Genomic DNA, 18,305 nt, shown 5'->3' with positions numbered 1-18,305 from the left:
TTTTAATGAATCTCTATTTTTAATAAAGCTTATGGCGTTTTATATTTACAGTACTGCTCAAACCGCTTTTAGCGATTCAAGCATGACTTATTATCAAGTTATAATGAACATTTAAGTTTGGGCAGTTTTAGCCTTTTCCATCATCTCAGCAAATTTATCAAACAATGGCGCACAGTCGTGCGGGCCAGGGCTGGCTTCTGGGTGACCTTGGAAGCTAAAGACGGGCTTATTGGTCAGCTCAATCCCTTGGTTGGTACCATCAAATAGTGAGCGATGCGTGGATTTGACATTGTCAGGGAGCGTGTCTTCATCAACCGCAAAACCGTGGTTTTGACTGGTAATCATGACCGTACCAGCGGCTAAGTCTTGTACCGGATGGTTGGCACCATGATGACCGGTTTTCATTTTGATGGTGCTAGCACCGCTGGCAAGACCAATCAGCTGGTGGCCTAAGCAAATACCGAAGGTTGGGATATCTGTTTCTTCAATGATGTGACGGACGCTATCGATCGCGTAATCACAAGCAGCAGGGTCGCCTGGGCCATTTGATAAGAAGATACCATCTGGGTTCATCGCTAATACGTCTTTGATTGGTGTTTGCGCTGGTACGACTGTCACATGACAACCACGGTCGACAAGCATACGCAAGATATTGGTTTTGCTACCGAAGTCGTAAGCGACGACATTGTATTTTGCGTCAACATGGGTGCCAAGCTGCTTAAAGAATCCACCAGTACCGCTGTCGTGACTACCCGGTACGTCACGGTTGAGTAGAGTGTCTGATAGATCCCAGCTGCCCGCTGTCCATTCAAAGCTGTCCTTGGTACAGCACTCTTTTGCCAAGTCCATGCCTTTTAGGCCAGCAAACCCTTGTGCCAGCTCAATCGCTTTTTGCTCGTCATCAGCGCTGATTGTCTCACCATTTGACGCAGTCATGATACAACCGTTCTGCGCCCCTTTATCGCGTAACAGGCGTGTCAACTGACGTGTGTCAATTTCAGCGATAGCGACGGTATTATGACGCTGTAGATAGTCGCTTAGTGACTCTGAGTTGCGGAAGTTTGACGTTGCCATTGTCGCATCACGAATGATGAGGCCGTCTGCCCACACTTGATGACCATTACCAGACTCAGTGTCCTCGGCATTGGTGCCTGTGTTGCCAATGTGTGGATAGGTGAGGGTCACGAGCTGGCGTGCATAACTGGGATCGGTTAGGATTTCTTGGTACCCTGTCATGGCTGTATTAAACACCACCTCACCGACACGATGACCAAGGCTGCCGATACTGACACCGCGAAAGATCGTACCGTCTGCTAGTGCCAAAATTGCTTGTATTTCTGTCGATGAATTCAAGGATTGCCTCCGCTATTATGTGTGAGTATCGTGACTTTTTGCGTTCAAAATTTTGAAGAAAGTGACTTTTTAGATCTATCTAACGGCAGCTAAATAAACATAAAAAAAGCGGCAAACCCAAAAATTTTCCACAAAAAAGCGAGAAGACATTAAAGATGAAAACTACAAAACCCACTAGATAGTGAATAGGTAACTTGCATCATGTCCGCTCGCTTAGGCACAGATTTTGCGTATTATATACAAAATAGGCTGGTATGGCTAGCGTTAAAGGCAAACATAGCGATTAAAACTGGTAATGCACAGAAAGTCCATAATAATCAGGGGCAAGATTGGTGGTGACTATCAGTTGATCATTATAGCTTTTTGTCAAATACACGCTGCTGGCCACTCCTAGCGCTGCACCAGCCAGTACATCAGCCACGTCATGTTTGTCTGCTTGAACGCGGCTATAACCCACAAAGCTTGCACCAACATAGGCAGGAATACTATATTCTAGCCCATAGCGTTTGTGGATAAAGCTTGCGCCTTGGAACGCTATAGAAGTGTGTCCTGAAGGGAATGAATCGTTATCACTGCTATCGGGTCGTTCTTTATCAACGGTTGACTTTAGAGCATAAGTTACGGCAAGATTGGCTGCAAACGACTGATAAAATTGCTGACGACCCTGCTTATCATTCATGTGATAAGTGCTCCCGTAGGCAATGGCAGGTATGGTGAGAGCAATAATATCACCTGCTCGTTCCACATCAGAGGTATCGGCTGCATAACAGGGTGCGGCCACCACCAAGCTACTTGCTAACACTATGGTGGAGGTATATTTTTTGTGCTGCATTGTATGATTCCTAAGCATAATTTTGGCTGCTGCTTTGTCGTAGTGATCAAAGTACTCAAGGCGACTGCTTTAGCGGATTGTACTATCAAAACCGCGAAAGAGGACTCCACCCGATATTAGGGTGGCGGTGAATTTCGCTTAGTGTTTATTATATAGTCATAAAAACTATATACTGAAATAAGCTATAATAAATTTTAGAAATTATTTTAAAAAACACAGTGAATCGGCACTATGAAAATCAACAAAGCGTACAAATTTAGGCTTGAGCCTAATGCAGAGCAGGAGATTATCTTAAATAATCTTGTCGGCTCAGCACGTTTTGTTTGGAATCAAATGCTGGCAATATCGTTTGAGATATTTGCTAAAAATGAGTTTATCAATGCCACCAACCTCGTTAATAAAATCGTTAGTTTAAAGAACAATCCTGATTTTGCCTTTCTGAAATCTAGCTCTAATGCCGTGTCCTTACAACAAAAGGTACGTGACTTAGCAGCAGCTTGGTCACGATTCTTTGACCCCAAAGTACACGCCAGATTAAAAGAAAATAAAAACAAACCTCGTAAACCCAAGTTCTTTAAACTGGCTGATGGCACGGAGATCCAGCATCGACCTCTAATGCCACAATTTAAGCGCAAATCCGATGGGCGTGACTCCATTCGCTTGGTTCAGTTTGATAAGTACTGCCGTATTGAGGGCAACCGAGTCAAACTACCTAATGGTATTGGCTTGGTGAAATTCAGAAAATCACAAGACATCATCGGCACGATTAAAAACGTCACCATCAGCAAAAAATCAGGTCACTGGTACGTGTCATTTGGCACTGAGCGCGAACTGGCACAGACCCCTCGTCACCCTGCCACAAGCGCCATTGGCTTGGACATGGGCATCACCAAACTACTCACCACCTCAAACGGTGAGGTTATCAAACCCAAGAACAGCTTTAAAGCCAACCAGATCAAACTTGCCAAGCTGCAACGAGGGTTGGCAAAAAAAGTAACATTCAGTGAAAACTGGAAAAAGCAAAAGCATAAGATTCAAAAACTACACCATCATATCGCCAATGTCAGACAGGACTACTTGCACAAACTCACCACCAGCATCAGCAAAAACCACGCCATGATTGCTTGTGAGGATTTAAAAGTCGCCAATATGTCGACATCAGCAAGTGGGTCGATGGAGAACAAAGGCCGTCAGGTCAAAGCCAAGTCAGGGTTAAACAAATCCATTTTAGATCAAGGCTGGGGTATGATGGTCAATATGCTTGAGTACAAGCAGCAATGGCGCGGTGGATTACTGATCAAAGTAAACCCACGCTACACCAGCCAAACCTGTTTTAACTGTCAGCATATCGCCAAGGAAAATAGACAAACTCAAGCAAAATTCGAGTGCGTCAAATGTGGTCATAAAGCCAACGCTGATATTAATGCAGCTCGTAATATTTTATCGGCAGGACATGCCGTTTTGTCTGCGGAGGGAGGATGCAATAAAGGTCGCCCGATGAAACAGAAAACAAGTGACATTCGTGAGAAAGTCGCCTAAGAGCTTAGGCTTTTAGAATCCCCCACTTGAGCTTGGCGAAAGTGGTGGGAGTATGTCAAAAAAGCCCATTATCCTTAATGAGGAAAAAACTATGATTTATCAGTATTTAGACAAAGTGCCTGAATTTGCCGTGCCATTTAACGGTTGGGTGGCAGACTCAGCTCAAGTGATGGGTGATGTATATTTGGGTCATCAAGCCAGTGTTTGGTTTGGCGCAGTGATTCGCGGTGATAACGAACGCGTCCACATTGGTGACTATAGCAACGTGCAGGAAAACAGCGTTATCCATACCGATGCGGGTATTGAGGTAAAAGTTGGCAACTATGTCACCATTGGTCATTTAGCGATGCTCCATGGCTGCGAAATCGGCGATAATAGTTTGATCGGTATTGGGGCGATCGTGCTAAACCATGCCAAAATTGGCAAAAACTGTATCATTGGTGCCAATGCTTTGGTCACCGAAGGTAAAGAGATTCCCGATAATTCTCTTGTCATGGGCTCGCCTGCCAAAGTCGTCAAAACACTGACCGATGAGCAAGCTGCTATGTTGAGAATGTCAGCGGAGCACTATGCTGAGCGCTGCCAGAAGTTCAAAACGGGCCTAAAAGAAATCGCCATGCCAAGCTAAGCGTTAGCCAATAGCGGAGTCGTATAAAAAGTGAGTGGGTGATATTGGGCGATCTTTTTATATTTTTTAGGCGTTAAGTCATCAGCATCATCACCAGCCAAATAATGGCAAAAATGATAATGCCAATGATAAGTCCGCGAAAAATATCATGGCGTACAGAGTAGTTGTTGAGATAATTATTGTTATTGGCTGTTTCATCGATATTTAGTGCGTTAATGCTTTCTGCCCCAGCGGATTTGCCAACGATGAACCCCATTAAAGCGCCAAGTAGCAACATAAAAGGCGTGAACAACCAAAAAATCTCGCCGTTACCAATACCAACTATTGAGCGAATGACCACAATGGCCAGATCGATCAGCAAACCGCCAAAGCCATACATGACTCCGTTCAAGAGTGCATAAAGCATACGGTCTAAGGGTGACTGATAACGGTTACCTAACTGCCGCTGTCTGATTTCTCTGATTGAGCGAGCAGGTCGACGTGGTTTATTCGGCAAATCGGTTTTATTATTAGGCGATGGCATAGGGTTCTCTGAGCTTTTTATTCAATATGCTAGATACAGTAAGCTACCATAATGTTGCTTGGCAAGCAGTAGCGTTTTGAAAGCTTACTCATCAAATTTTTTATTCATAAAACCACCGTTTCTGTTTTCCAAACCGTTTATAACAAACATGGTTTGTATTAAAAATACCACTCTTTAATAAACAAAATTAAGGCACCTCTATGCAGGCGACACAATTCCAAAATGCGCAAAAAGAACTGGCACTTTTTGACTTAGACCATACGTTGCTCGATGTCGATAGCGACTATCTGTGGGGCGAATATATCGTCAAGCATAACCTCGTCGACGAAGCCGAATATCGCACGGCCAACCAGAAGTTTTACCAAGACTATATCGAAGGCACACTGGATGCGACAGAATACAACGAATTTGTCGCGCAGTTTTTGAGTAGCTTGCCGTTGGATCGGCTTGATGAGCTAAGAGAAGACTATATCAAGTCTGAGATTGAGCCGCATATCCGCCCAAAAGCGATGGAGGTGCTCTGTCAGCACATCGAGCAAGGGCACGATGTGGTGATTATTTCTGCCACCAATGATTTTGTGGTGTCTGCGATTGCCAAACGGTTTGGTATTGCAAAAGCCAATGTATTGGCAACGCCGCTGGAAATAAAAAATGAGCGTTATACGGGTAAGCTCACCGATAAACCAAATTTTCAAGCAGGTAAGATATATCATTTAGATAAGTGGCTAAATAAGCAGCAAGTGGCTGGCATAACGTTTGAGAAGACTTATGCGTATTCAGACTCTAAAAATGACATTCCATTATTGGAATGGGCCGATGTGGCGGTCTGTGTGTCACCTGATGAGGCACTACATGCGCATGCCTTAGCGCATCGCTGGGCAGTGGAGGATTGGTCACTATAGGGTGTTTAATGTGGGGAGAGTCACAATTAGCCAACTATTTAGCGTCAATCTAATTTAAACTAGCGCCCTAGCGTTCATTCACTATCAACAGGATACAACATAGCTGCTGATATAAATGTTACTTGCGTGCTGTGTCTACGCTGACAGAGGCTGCGCAACATTTATGTCAGCAGCGCGTCACTATTTACGTATCAATTTTATTTTGTACCGACTATAGTTATTTATTTTTATTAAAAAAGCACAGGACTATTTATGGAAATCAACCCGTATCAAGAAAAAATCAAAGACTTGTCTGAGCGCGGACAGGACTTGCGGAGGTATCTTTGACTTCGATGGTAAGCAAGAACGCCTAGAAGAAGTCAATTTAGAGTTAGAAAACCCTGAGCTTTGGAATGATCCAGAGCGTGCGACCAAGATCAATAAAGAAAAAAGTCATCTTGATGGGGTCCTCGATGTGGTGGTCTCGCTTGAAACCACGCTAGAAGATGCGTCTGCCATGCTTGAGCTGGCGGTAGAAGCTGAAGATGAGTCGCTACTTGCCGATGTGCAAGCGGAGCTGGATCACGCTGAGACGCGCGTGGCTGATTTAGAGTTTCGCCGCATGTTTAGCGGTGAGATGGACCCGAACAATTGCTATTTGGACATTCAGTCGGGCAGTGGCGGCACCGAAGCGCAAGACTGGGCAGAGATGCTGCTGCGGATGTATACACGCTGGGCCGAAGCACATGGCTTTAAGGTGGATGTGATAGAAGTATCGGCAGGCAGTGTTGCTGGGATTAAATCAGCGACGATTGAGATTAAGGGCGACTATGCCTTTGGTTGGCTTCGTACCGAGATTGGCGTGCATCGTCTCGTCCGTAAGTCACCGTTTGATAGTAATAATGGTCGTCATACGTCATTTGCTGCGGTTTTTGTGTCTCCTGAAATTGATGATAATGTCGAGATTGATATCAATCCAGCAGATTTACGCATTGATACTTATCGCTCATCAGGTGCCGGTGGTCAGCACGTGAACACCACTGACTCTGCCGTTCGTATCACCCATGAGCCTTCAGGCGTGGTAGTAACTTGTCAAAACGAGCGTAGCCAACACGGCAACAAAGCCACCGCGATGAAGATGCTACGTGCTAAGCTCTATGAGCTTGAGATGCAAAAACGCATGGAAAAACAGCAAGCGGTCGAAGACAATAAATCTGACGTAGGCTGGGGCAGTCAAATACGCTCTTATGTACTGGATGACTCGCGTATCAAAGACTTGCGTACGGGCGTTGAAACCTTTAACACGGGTGCCGTGTTAGATGGTGACCTTGATCAATTTATTGAAGCGAGTTTAAAAGCAGGTCTGTAAAAATAACTTTGAAACATTTAAAATCTCATTAAGGACACATTATGCTAAGCGTGAACAAGTATTTTGACGATAAAGTAACGTCTATCGCCTTTCAAACAGCGACCAAACCGGCTACCGTTGGGGTGATGGAAATTGGTGAGTACGAATTTGGCACCAGTGAATTTGAGACCATGAGTGTGGTCAGCGGAGCCTTGACCGTCAAGCTACCGGAAGGTGACGAGTGGCAAACGTTTAGTGCTGGCGAGCAGTTTACCGTTGATGCCAATAAAACCTTCAACGTCAAAGTCGACGTAGAAACGGCTTACTTATGCGTTTATGGTAAGTAACGTTAATTCACTATAAAAATGATACATAGCTGCGAAATAAAGGTTACTTGCTTGCTGTGTCTACGCTGACAGCGGCTGCGCAAAATGTATTCCAGCAGCGCGTCAATATTAGCGTATCCATGCTATTTTGTACTGATAGTAGCATTTTTTAGGTTAAAGCTGTATTTATTACAATCAACGCCAAGTGTTTATCGCTTGGCGTTTTTTTTAGTACTAATTTGAAAGCCTCCAAAGATGAGCGCCAATTGTCAAAATAGGTTTTTACACAGGATTACACTTTATCCGTGGCAAATAAACAGCAAAAAAAACCGTCGTTTATTAAGCTAAAACGTCTAATGTCTCAAACGAGTGTTTTTATGACCAAAGTAAATGAGCAAACGGGCAAGCAAGATGTGCGCCATGATTATGAACACTTGGCTCGGCTAGCGAATTTACGCTATGTTAGTGATGATGAGCCAGGCTACGAGCGCAGGCGTTGGGGGCGCGGTTTTACCTATCGTGACGCGACTGGCAAAACAGTGAAAGACAAAGCACTGCGTCAGCGCTTTGAGGCGCTGGTAATACCGCCTATGTGGACAGAGGTGTGGATATGCCAAGACGAAAAAGGTCACCTGCAATCGACTGGGCGCGATGAGAAAGCACGTAAACAGTATCTGTATCATCCAGAGTGGGATCGCGTACGCGACCAAGCCAAGTTTGATGCGATGATAGGGTTTGCAGAGGCATTGCCAAACTTGCGTGCCCAAGTCGAAAAAGACTTGGAGGCGACGCCGCTATCACGAGCCAATGTCCTCGCGGCGGTGGTCAAATTATTAGAGACCACCTTGATACGTATCGGCAATAGCCGTTATGCCAAGCTGAATAAAAGCTACGGTCTTAGTACCTTACGGAGTAAGCATGTGAGTGAAACGGACACGGGTCTGGCGTTTGATTTCGTTGGTAAAAGTGCCAAGGAGCATCACGTTGAATTGCAAGATGAGCGTTTGATTGAGATTGTACAAGCGTGCTCTGATTTGCCAGGCTATCAGGTTTTTAAGTATTTGGATGAGCATGGTCACAAGCAAGTCGTCGATAGTAGCGACATCAATGAGTATCTACGGACACACATTTGCACCAATGACAGCAGTGGCGAGATGTACAGTGCAAAGGATTTTCGTACGTGGATGGCCAGTGTTTTGGCGGCCAGTCACTTGTATGATGAACTGCAAACGTCCGCAGGCAAAGCCATATTAGCCAGCGCGCCCAACAGCAATGAGCGCCAACAACTGATCACTGATATGGTGAAAAGTGTGGCAGAAGCGCTAGGCAATACGCCAGCTGTCTGCCGCGCCTCTTATATTAATCCTAGGATTATTGAGCGATTTTTAGCAGGGCAATTTTTCGAGCCTTATAAACAGGCACGCCGTGGCCATACCAATCAATACCAAAACTGCGAAGAGAAAGCGCTGCTTGGGTTTTTGCGTGCTGACGTTTAAGGCACGCGTAGTGGCGTTAAAGCACCAGATTTGCGCGTTTAGACGCATTCTTTTACCTATCCATGAATAAGTTTTATCAACCACATAGGATGACAAAATAAAAATGATACGTTATGTATTGAAATAATTATAGAAATGCGTTACTAATAGAGCACGTTAAATACGAATCTATCAAACGGGCATAGGATGTGACCGTCTTACCATCATCACCCCATTTTAACCGTTACCTGCTATTGCTAAAGGATTAGCTTATGAACATCACCTCTCAAACCTCTACTGTTACCGATGCAGATGCTTCAGTCACACCAAAAAATTATACCGATTATTATAATAATTTCGACATGAATACACTGTTGACGGAAATCTTTGGTGAGCACTTAGACGATCGCTTAAATGCCTATATGGCTTGTTGTGGCCGTCATGTACGCGATGGCCGCGCTGATAACATCGCGCTGGTACATGAAGATACAGCGGGCAATGTGACGCGCATGAGCTTTGCTGAGCTGGATCAGGCAAGTGCGCAAGTTGCCAACTTATTACAGTCTTATGGCGTAAAAGCGGGCGATAAGGTGGCGACCATGCTACCACGTACGCCTGAGCTGTTGACCATCGTACTAGCAATATGGCGTATCGGTGCCGTGTATCAGCCACTATTTACCGCTTTTGGCTACGATTCTATCAAGTACCGGATGGACAAGGCCGATACCAAAGTCGTCTTTACCAATGTCGATAATCGCGGCAAATTTGAAGACTTGGCTGAGCAAACCAAAATGGTATTGGTCGGCGAGGCAGCAGACGCGCAAACATGGGGCGATGATCACTATAGCCAGTCCATGGCTGCACAGTCGCAGACGATAGAACCTGTATTGCTCGATACTGATGCCCCATTTTTGCAGATGTTTACCTCGGGTACGGTGGGGAAATCTAAAGGCGTCAGCGTCCCGTTGGCAGCGTTACCTGCCTTTTATTTGTATATGCGTTATGCCATTGACTTACGCGAAGAGGATCACTATTGGAATATGGCAGATCCGGGCTGGGCATATGGGTTGTACTATGCTATTACAGGGCCGTTATTATTGGGCGTCACTACTTATTTCAATGAAGCTGGGTTTGATGCAACCAATACTCGTGACTTTATGGCGCGTCATCAGATTACCAATTTGGCCTCTTCACCAACCGCGTTTCGCATGATGAAGTCTAGTGGCGTATTTGAGAACGCTCATGACGAGGCCAATGCCAAGCTATCGCTACGCTGCGCCAACTCAGCAGGAGAGACTTTAAATACCGAGGTGGTCAATTGGGTGGAAACCTACTTAAACTGCAAGGTATGTGATCAGTACGGTCAAACAGAAACTGGCATGACGTGCTGTGAGCATCATGCACTGGTACATGATTGTCCAGTGGGTTCGATGGGTATGGCGCTACCTGGGCATACACTCGTGGTACTAGATGATGATTTGACTGTGTTGCCTGATGGGGAGCAAGGGCAGTTGGCCGTTGTGGTCAGTCAATCGCCCGCGTTTTACTTCCGTGGTTATAGCTGGAATGAAAAGCAGGCGTTTGCTGGTGACTACTACCTAACGGGTGATGTGGTCGAGCGTCATAGTGATGGCAGCTACTGGTTCTCAGGGCGCGATGACGATATTATCATTACAGCAGGCTACCGCGTGGGTCCCACCGATGTCGAAAACACCGTGTTAGAGCATGAGGCAGTCGCGGAGTCAGCTGCTGTGGGTGTACCAGATGAGGTGCGTGGGCATACCATCAAGGCGTATGTGGTACTAAAAGAGGGCATCGTGGGTAGTGACGAGATTGCTCAGCAAATTCAAGATCTCGTACGCAAACGTTTGTCGACTCATGCTTATCCGCGTGAGGTTGAGTTTGTGGCAGAGTTACCAAAGACACCCAGTGGCAAAATTCAGCGCTTTTTACTGCGCAGTTTGTCTGCGGCGTAGACACAATCAACTCAAAATAAAAAAGTAAGGAACAATCATGCAAATTGAACAACACAGCTTTTTGGTGACAGGTGGCGCATCGGGTCTTGGCGAGTCAGTGGTACGTGCCATCATTGCTCAAGGCGGCAACGTCGTTATCGCTGATCTCAATGGCTCTGCTGGGCAAGCATTGGTCGATGAGTTGGGTGATAGCGCGCGTTTTGTCCGTTGTGATGTGACCCGTGGCGATGAGGTGCAAGCGGCAGTTGATATGGCTGAAAAAGCGTTTGGCGGCCTGCAAGGGTCGGTTAATTGCGCTGGGATCGCTGTCGTGCAAAAGCTGCTGGATCGTGACAATAATCCAGCGGATCTTGAGTCCTTTAGTCGCGGGGTGAATATCAACCTTGTGGGTTCTTTTAACGTCGCGCGTTTGGTCGCGGCCAGTATTGCGAAGCGTGTGGCTCATGATAGTCATGCAGGAGCCACTGTAGAAAATAACATCGATCAGGGTGTCATTATTAACACAGCTTCTATCGCGGCCTTTGATGGTCAAGTGGGTCAAGCCAGTTATGCTTCGTCCAAAGCGGGCGTGGTTGGTTTGACCTTACCGCTTGCTCGTGAGCTTGCGCGTCATGGTATCCGTGTCATGACCATCGCACCAGGTGTCTTTGCTACGCCGATGATGCAAAGTATCCCTGAAAAAGCGCGTGAGCAGTTAGAGGCTGGTGTGCCTTATCCTAAGCGTTTAGGTAATCCAAATGAATTTGCCAAATTGGTCACACACATCATTGACAATGCTTATCTAAACGGCGAGGTTATTCGTCTAGACGGAGCGATTCGTATGGTGTAGTGCTTTTTAAGCACTGCCAATTTCCTTTGAGTTTATCTTTCTTGTTTTATTCATCACTTTTGTACAAAGACTGACATAGCGCTTTGAGATAATATGATTAACTGCTGCCCGGGTTAATGATAAGGCTCCAAGCCTGTGTCATTTTTTATACGCAGCTTCTTACCTATACACACAGTTTTTTACCTATAAGCGCCAAACTGCTATCCAAAGTTTTTGGTAGATCTTCTCTTAAATCAACGCTTTATTTTCTCTGTAGTATTGAGTAAACCTTCTTCTCACTGTTTTTAATTTATACTCTTGAAATACCTGCTTAATGTGCCTATTAATGTTCTATGATGATATCATCACAATTAGTAGGGGTTTATGTGCCATGAAACAAGGCTATGCAACAAGACCACGAAGCAATGGTTTTTTTGCTACTTACTAATAAGTCATTGTTTATGGTTGACAGCTTATATAGATGAGTTGAAATCTGGCACGTTACCCCCTATATAGATAACAGCTAATAGTGATGGATACTTGTGAAAATTGGTGATAAATACCGTATTTCCAGTATCTTATTTCATATCAACTGACTAAAAATACTAATTATAAAAGGACACCATAATGAGGTTCGAAAAGTTTACCCAAAAACTGCAATCTGCCATTCAAGAAGCACAAAGCCTAGCGTTAGGCCGCGATCATACCGGCATAGATCCTGTGCACCTGCTGGCTGTATTGCTACAAGATGAATCCAACTTGTCTATTTGCCAACAAGCGGGCGCCTCTATCCCAGCGTTAAAGAATGGCGTGGCAAAGGCATTGGACAATCAAGCAACGATTAGCGAGCCGACAGGCGACGTTAATTTAAACCCAAACTCAGTAAAAATTCTAAACTTAGCAGATCGCCAAGCACAAAAAGAAGGTGATGATTTTATTGCTACTGAGTGGGTGATGTTGGCACTCGCTGAGCAAGGCGAAACCAAAAAAATATTTGAAAGTGCTGGCGTGACGGCGAGCAAATTAAAAGCGGTCATTGAGCAATTGCGTGGTGATGAGACAGTGAACAATCAAAATGCTGAAGATCAGCGAGATGCGTTGAATAAATATACGATCAACCTGACTGAGCAGGCGGAGCAGGGAAAGCTTGACCCCGTGATTGGCCGTGACGAAGAGATTCGCCGTACCATTCAAGTACTCTCCCGTCGTACCAAAAACAATCCTGTGCTGATTGGGGAGCCAGGCGTTGGTAAAACGGCTATCGTTGAAGGCTTGGCACAAAAAATCATCAATGGCGATGTACCCGAAGGTTTACGCCGTAAAGAAGTGCTGTCGCTTGACTTAGGGGCATTGATTGCGGGCGCAAAATTCCGCGGTGAGTTTGAAGAGCGTCTCAAAGCAGTGCTCAGCGACTTGGCCAAGCAAGAAGGCAATGTCATCTTGTTCATTGATGAGCTGCACACGATGGTTGGGGCTGGCAAGTCAGATGGCGCGATGGATGCGGGCAATATGCTAAAACCAGCGCTTGCTCGTGGTGAGCTGCATTGCGTTGGTGCCACGACATTGGACGAATATCGCCAATATATCGAAAAAGATGCGGCGCTTGAACGTCGTTTTCAAAAAGTCATGGTCGATGAGCCAACAGTTGAAGACACTATTGCGATTTTACGTGGTCTCAAAGAGCGTTATGAGCTGCATCATGGGGTTGATATTCAGGACAGCGCGATTATTGCGGCCGCTCGTATGAGTCATCGTTATATTACCGATCGTAAGCTACCGGATAAAGCGATTGATTTGATTGATGAGGCAGCCAGCCGCTTACGTATGGAGATGGATAGCAAGCCTGAAGCATTGGGTAAGCTGGACAGTCGTTTGATTCAGCTGAAAATGCAGCGCGAAGTCTTGAAAAATGAAGAAGACGCGGGCGCACAAGCAGAGCGTAAAGTGCTCGATGCGCAAATTGAAGAGCTAGAAAAAGAATACGCTGATCTCAACGAGATTTGGCAAGCAGAGAAAGCACTCGTCAAAGGCAGTCAGCAGCTAAAAGACGAGCTGGATAAAGCGCGTATTGCTTATGATAAAGCCAGTCGTGAAGGCGACTATGAGACCATGAGTAAGCTACAGTACGAGACCATTCCGCAGTTAGAGCGCCGTATTACGGAGTCTGATCTGGCGGAACAAAAAGAGCAGACAGGTGAAGACAGCTCTGTGAAACTGCTACGTAATAAAGTCACGGACAATGAAATTGCTGAAGTGGTTGCCGCAGCGACTGGCATCCCTGTGAGTAAAATGATGCAAGGCGAACGTGACAAGATGCTCGCAATGGAAGAAAAACTCCATGAGCGTGTGATTGGTCAAGATGAGGCGGTCGAAGCGGTAGCCAATGCGGTACGCCGTAGTCGGGCAGGATTGTCTGATCCCAATCGCCCGTCAGGCTCGTTCTTATTCTTAGGCCCTACTGGTGTCGGTAAAACGGAGTTGACCAAGTCGCTTGCGAACTTCTTGTTTGATAGTGAAGATGCGATCGTACGTATCGACATGAGTGAATACATGGAGAAGCATAGTGTTAGCCGCTTGGTGGGTGCGCCTCCAGGGTACGTCGGCTATGAAGAAGGTGGCGCATTAACCGAGGCCGTACGCCGTAAGCCTTATAGTGTGATTTTGTTTGATGAGGTTGAAAAAGCGCACCCTGATGTGTTCAATATCTTGCTACAAGTATTGGATGACGGCCGCTTAACGGACTCACAGGGTCGCGTGGTGGACTTCAAAAATACGGTTATCATCATGACCAGTAATTTGGGTTCGCATAAAATCCAAGAGATGGTTGGTGAAAGCTATGATGATATCAAAGCTGAGGTGATGGAGTCGGTGGGGCAGCATTTCCGCCCAGAGTTCGTCAACCGGATTGACGAGATTGTGGTGTTCCATCCGCTTGGTATGTCACAGATGGCAGGCATCGCTGACATTCAGTTGGATCGATTGCGCAAGCGCTTGCATGAGCGTGAGATGGATATCGAACTATCAGCCGATGCGATGAACAAGCTAGTGGCGGTCGGCTACGATCCTGTATATGGTGCGCGTCCACTCAAACGTGCCATTCAGCAAGAGATCGAAAACCCATTGTCACTCAAATTGCTGGCGGGTGATTTTGTCGCCGGTGACATTATCAAAGTCGATGTTGGGGCGGATGATAAGCTGGTTTTTGACAAACTTAGAATGAGCTAATACTAAACGCTACAAGGCTGTTTTTAAATAGGAAAATCAACCCCTTACTTGCTATCGCAGGTAAGGGGTTTTTGTGTGATGTACTATTATTTTTACCGTTTAGACACGGTTACTATGCTATAAATAAGATAGGCTTTAACAGTACAAATGTAAAATGAATGGGACAAATTTAAAATAAAGGGAGAAGAAAAAATGACGGTATCTACCAAAAAATATATAAGCGCGCCATTAACCTTGCCGATCATCATAGCAGGGCTCTTGTTTAGTAACGCCGCTTGCTCCAATCAATCGGCAGTCAGCACCAATGCAGAATCGACAGAGTACAAAGAAGTAAAAACCTCTGCTACAGACTCACCAATGAGTTCTGAAAAACCCGCCTTTACCACGAAAGCCGTTGCTACTTTTTCTGAGCCTTGGGCCATGACGGCGCTCCCTAAGCTTGACAATGAACCGCTAAAACTGCTTGTGACGCAAAAGTCGGGTGAGTTGTTTGTGGTCAACACCGCAACAGGCGCTAAAACAGCCATCACTGGTGTACCGAACGTGGCCTATGGCGGGCAGGGTGGTCTCGGCGATATTATCCTTGCCCCTGACTTTGCGACTTCTAATAACCTATATATAAGCTATGCAGAAGCGGGCAAAGGCGGCGAGCGCAATAAGTTTGGTGCCAAGGTAATAAAAGCCAGATTGACGGGATTAAACACCAGTTCGCCAAGCTTGCAGGAGATTACATCGATTTGGCAGCAGAAGCCAAAAGTGAAAGGGCAAGCTCATTATAGTCACCGCTTACTCTTTTCACCTGATGGTCAGTACTTATATATCAGCTCAGGTGAACGCCAAAAAAAAGAACCAGCACAAGATATGTCCATGAATTTGGGTAAAATCATTCGGTTGTATCCTGATGGTTCGGTGCCCGCAGACAATCCATTTGTAGACAATTCCAATGAGGTGGCTGCTCAATTTTGGAGCATCGGTCACCGTAATGTACTGGGCATGGCGTTCGATGATAGTGGCAGATTATGGGCGCACGAAATGGGTCCAAGGGGCGGCGATGAGTTTAACCTCATTGAGTCCGGTAATAATTATGGCTGGCCCGTGGTGTCAAATGGTCGCAATTACTCAGGTACGCCAATCCCAGATCATGATACGCATCCTAAATTTGCCGCGCCAAAGATTTCGTGGACGCCTGTGATTTCCCCGTCATCCATGAGCAAGTATACGGCTGGCACGCACAATGACTTTCCAGCGTGGCGCGGTGATTTTCTGATGGGTGGATTGTCATCGAAAGCCCTTATTGTGGTTGATGTGAATGATGACAACACCGCTTCTGAGCGCTATCGCTATGATATGGGCGAGCGTATTCGTAGTGTACTGGCAGTAGATGGGCAGGTGTGGATGTTAGAAGATGGTAGCGACAGTAATCTGTTACGACTGTCACCGAAATAGACAACGCTATATTTGCCGCTAAAAATTCGATAGGTGGACTGCTACGGATGTACTCCTCCCCAGATACTCTATTTTTGTAATGTATGGTCTGAGATAGCAAGGATAATATAAGCGGGTTCTCTCGATAGAGAACTCGTGAATACTCGAATTAAATTTGATAGTTGTCAGTTACCTTGTTAAGGTTAGTCTCCTAAAAAATTAAGGCTAATAAAAAAATGGACCATGTAAAAGTTGGCCGCTTAGGCCCTTTTCCACGGGTGAGTAAACCTGTGTTTATTACATCGTCACTGTTGATTATTGGATTTATTATTTTCGGAGCATTTTTTACCGAAACAGCAGGGGCACTCTTTAGTTTCTTACAAAATTTTATTACCGATAAATTCGGTTGGCTTTTTATTATCTTAGTCAATGTGGCGCTTGTACTCTGTATTTACTTAGCCATGAGCCGTTATGGTGACATTCGGTTAGGCAATCAAACCGAGCGACCACAGTACAATCTGTTTTCATGGATTGGCATGTTGTTTTCCGCCGGTATTGGTATTGGTTTGGTCTACTGGGGTACCGCAGAGCCACTGTACCATTTCATGGCACCGCCAATGGGTGAAGCAGAAACAGTGGCGGCAGCAAAGCAAGCGATGAACATCTCATTTGTGCACTGGGGTTTACACGCTTGGGCCGTTTATACGGTTGTGGCGTTATCCTTAGCGTATTTTCATTTCCGCCGTGGCTTACCTTTATCGATTCGATCGACACTATATCCTTTGCTTGGCAAAAGGATTTATGGTCGATGGGGGCACACGGTCGATATCTTGGCAGTGTTTGGGACGATGTTTGGTGTGGTTACCTCACTTGGGCTTGGGGTGATGCAGATCAATGCTGGACTCGAGAAGCTGTTTGGTCTGCCTAACAGTATCACTGTGCAGTTTGCTTTGATTGCTTTTATCACAGCGCTTGCAGCGGCTTCTGTCATGATGGGTTTAGACAAAGGTATTAAGCGTCTTAGTGACATTAATATTGGGTTTACGGTCATTTTATTGGCATTCATGGTCATTTTGGGACCGACACTCTTTATCTTTGATAGCTTTATCGAAAATATTGGAAATTATCTCACATCGGTTGTATCGCTAGGTACGTGGGGTGAGTCTTATAGTGGGACGGATTGGCAGAGTGGTTGGACGATATTTTATTGGGCATGGTGGGTCAGTTGGGCCCCATTCGTCGGTATATTTATTGCCCGTATCTCTCGTGGTCGTACTATTCGTGAGTTTACACTTGGGGTGCTGCTGATCCCTATGCTGATTTTATTCTTTTGGTTCACGACCTTTGGTGGCGTTGCGATTCATATGGAGCTTGCTTCTGCTGTGACGGGCATTAGTCCAGGACTGGTTGAAGCGGTACAAGCAGATACCGGTAGTGCCATCTTTAAATTGGTCGAGTACTATCCGTTGGCGAAACCGATTACGTTACTGGTGGTGGTTATGATCATGCTTTGGTTTGTGACGTCGTCAGACTCGGCAAGTTTTGTCATTGATATGTTGACCGCTGGTGGCGATACCAATCCACCAAAGATCCAGCGTTTGTTTTGGGCCACGACAGAAGGAGTTATTGCTGCTATTTTACTTGCGGCTGGTGGACTGGGGGCACTACAGGCGGCTGCCATCGTAGCAGGACTGCCATTTGCGTTGGTGGTGTTTGTGATGATGTACGCGTTATTACGGGGTCTTAGTCGTGATCGTCTGATTTTGTATCGCGCTCAGCAGAGCTTTATTACGGATGAGTCAGCGGATCACAATTCGGCCAATGAGTTCGTTGACGAGCATTTACTAAAAGGGCCGCCTAAGATAGTTAAAGGTGACTAATAAGTAAAACAGCCTGTCAAGCCGTTCCTATAAGCCCCAATTTATTCGTAAATTGGGGCTTATTTATTGCAATGAGTGAGATGAGT

Annotated in this window: 14 protein-coding genes; 11 read left to right on the top strand and 3 right to left on the bottom strand. The window is 45.7% G+C overall.

The genetic code is table 11. The features are described 5' to 3' along the window. Positions 1-111: 111 nt before the first annotated feature. Both carA and DVY93_RS01255 read right to left on the bottom strand, forming a co-directional pair. The gene (carA, locus tag DVY93_RS01260; protein WP_230708474.1) at positions 112-1,353 is read right to left on the bottom strand and encodes a glutamine-hydrolyzing carbamoyl-phosphate synthase small subunit; all 1,242 of its coding nucleotides are present in this window, start codon (positions 1,351-1,353) and stop codon (positions 112-114) included. Between the two features lie 283 nt (positions 1,354-1,636). Beyond that, positions 1,637-2,185 carry a phosphatase PAP2 family protein gene (locus tag DVY93_RS01255; protein ID WP_193005069.1) on the bottom strand — a complete coding sequence of 183 codons (549 nt, stop codon included), beginning with the start codon at positions 2,183-2,185 and terminating at the stop codon, positions 1,637-1,639. Between the two features lie 231 nt (positions 2,186-2,416). On the opposite strand from DVY93_RS01255, the gene DVY93_RS01250 reads away from it, so the two are divergent. Both DVY93_RS01250 and DVY93_RS01245 read left to right on the top strand, forming a co-directional pair. After that, positions 2,417-3,724, top strand: coding sequence for an RNA-guided endonuclease InsQ/TnpB family protein (locus tag DVY93_RS01250; RefSeq protein ID WP_230708462.1), 1,308 nt, complete (start codon positions 2,417-2,419; stop codon positions 3,722-3,724). 91 nt (positions 3,725-3,815) lie between these two features. Further along, entirely contained in the window at positions 3,816-4,352 is a 537-nt protein-coding gene (locus tag DVY93_RS01245) for a gamma carbonic anhydrase family protein (protein ID WP_193005499.1), read from the top strand. 73 nt (positions 4,353-4,425) lie between these two features. Here DVY93_RS01245 and DVY93_RS01240 read toward each other — a convergent pair whose 3' ends face one another. Continuing rightward, positions 4,426-4,875, bottom strand: a complete 450-nt coding sequence (locus tag DVY93_RS01240; protein ID WP_198334625.1) for a hypothetical protein — start codon at positions 4,873-4,875, stop codon at positions 4,426-4,428. Between the two features lie 200 nt (positions 4,876-5,075). On the opposite strand from DVY93_RS01240, the gene DVY93_RS01235 reads away from it, so the two are divergent. The 9 genes from DVY93_RS01235 (at position 5,076) to DVY93_RS01195 (ending at position 18,219) form a co-directional block, all read left to right on the top strand. Then, a complete protein-coding gene (locus DVY93_RS01235) occupies positions 5,076-5,777 on the top strand; it encodes an HAD family hydrolase (RefSeq protein ID WP_193005452.1) in 702 nt (233 codons plus the stop codon). A 252-nt stretch (positions 5,778-6,029) separates the two neighbouring features. Then, positions 6,030-7,125, top strand: a protein-coding gene (gene prfB / locus DVY93_RS01230) for a peptide chain release factor 2 (protein WP_230708460.1) whose coding sequence is annotated in 2 segments (ribosomal slippage) — positions 6,030-6,101 and positions 6,103-7,125 — 1,095 coding nt in all. Because the reading frame shifts where the segments join, the coding sequence is not laid out codon by codon here. Between the two features lie 41 nt (positions 7,126-7,166). Further along, complete coding sequence (gene ppnP / locus DVY93_RS01225) at positions 7,167-7,451, top strand: pyrimidine/purine nucleoside phosphorylase (protein WP_230708458.1); 285 nt, start codon at positions 7,167-7,169, stop codon at positions 7,449-7,451. A 356-nt stretch (positions 7,452-7,807) separates the two neighbouring features. Continuing rightward, positions 7,808-8,926: a DNA topoisomerase IB gene (locus DVY93_RS01220; RefSeq protein WP_230708456.1), complete on the top strand. Its 1,119-nt coding sequence runs from the start codon at positions 7,808-7,810 to the stop codon at positions 8,924-8,926. Positions 8,927-9,177: 251 nt separating this feature from the next. Next, entirely contained in the window at positions 9,178-10,881 is a 1,704-nt protein-coding gene (locus DVY93_RS01215; RefSeq protein WP_230708454.1) for an AMP-binding protein, read from the top strand. 37 nt (positions 10,882-10,918) lie between these two features. Beyond that, positions 10,919-11,710, top strand: coding sequence for an SDR family NAD(P)-dependent oxidoreductase (locus DVY93_RS01210; RefSeq protein ID WP_230708452.1), 792 nt, complete (start codon positions 10,919-10,921; stop codon positions 11,708-11,710). Positions 11,711-12,316: 606 nt separating this feature from the next. Next, positions 12,317-14,914, top strand: coding sequence for an ATP-dependent chaperone ClpB (clpB, locus tag DVY93_RS01205; protein WP_193005458.1), 2,598 nt, complete (start codon positions 12,317-12,319; stop codon positions 14,912-14,914). Positions 14,915-15,106: 192 nt separating this feature from the next. After that, positions 15,107-16,360, top strand: a complete 1,254-nt coding sequence (locus DVY93_RS01200; protein ID WP_230708450.1) for a PQQ-dependent sugar dehydrogenase — start codon at positions 15,107-15,109, stop codon at positions 16,358-16,360. Between the two features lie 215 nt (positions 16,361-16,575). Next, positions 16,576-18,219, top strand: a complete 1,644-nt coding sequence (locus DVY93_RS01195; protein ID WP_193005460.1) for a BCCT family transporter — start codon at positions 16,576-16,578, stop codon at positions 18,217-18,219. Positions 18,220-18,305 lie beyond the last annotated feature (86 nt).

Origin of the sequence: Psychrobacter sp. CCUG 69069, assembly GCF_021023115.1 — a bacterium.
Taxonomy (GTDB): Bacteria; Pseudomonadota; Gammaproteobacteria; order Pseudomonadales; family Moraxellaceae; genus Psychrobacter; species Psychrobacter namhaensis.
The sequence above is the reverse complement of the archived record's forward strand: the minus strand, read 5'-3'. Positions and strand labels throughout refer to the sequence as shown.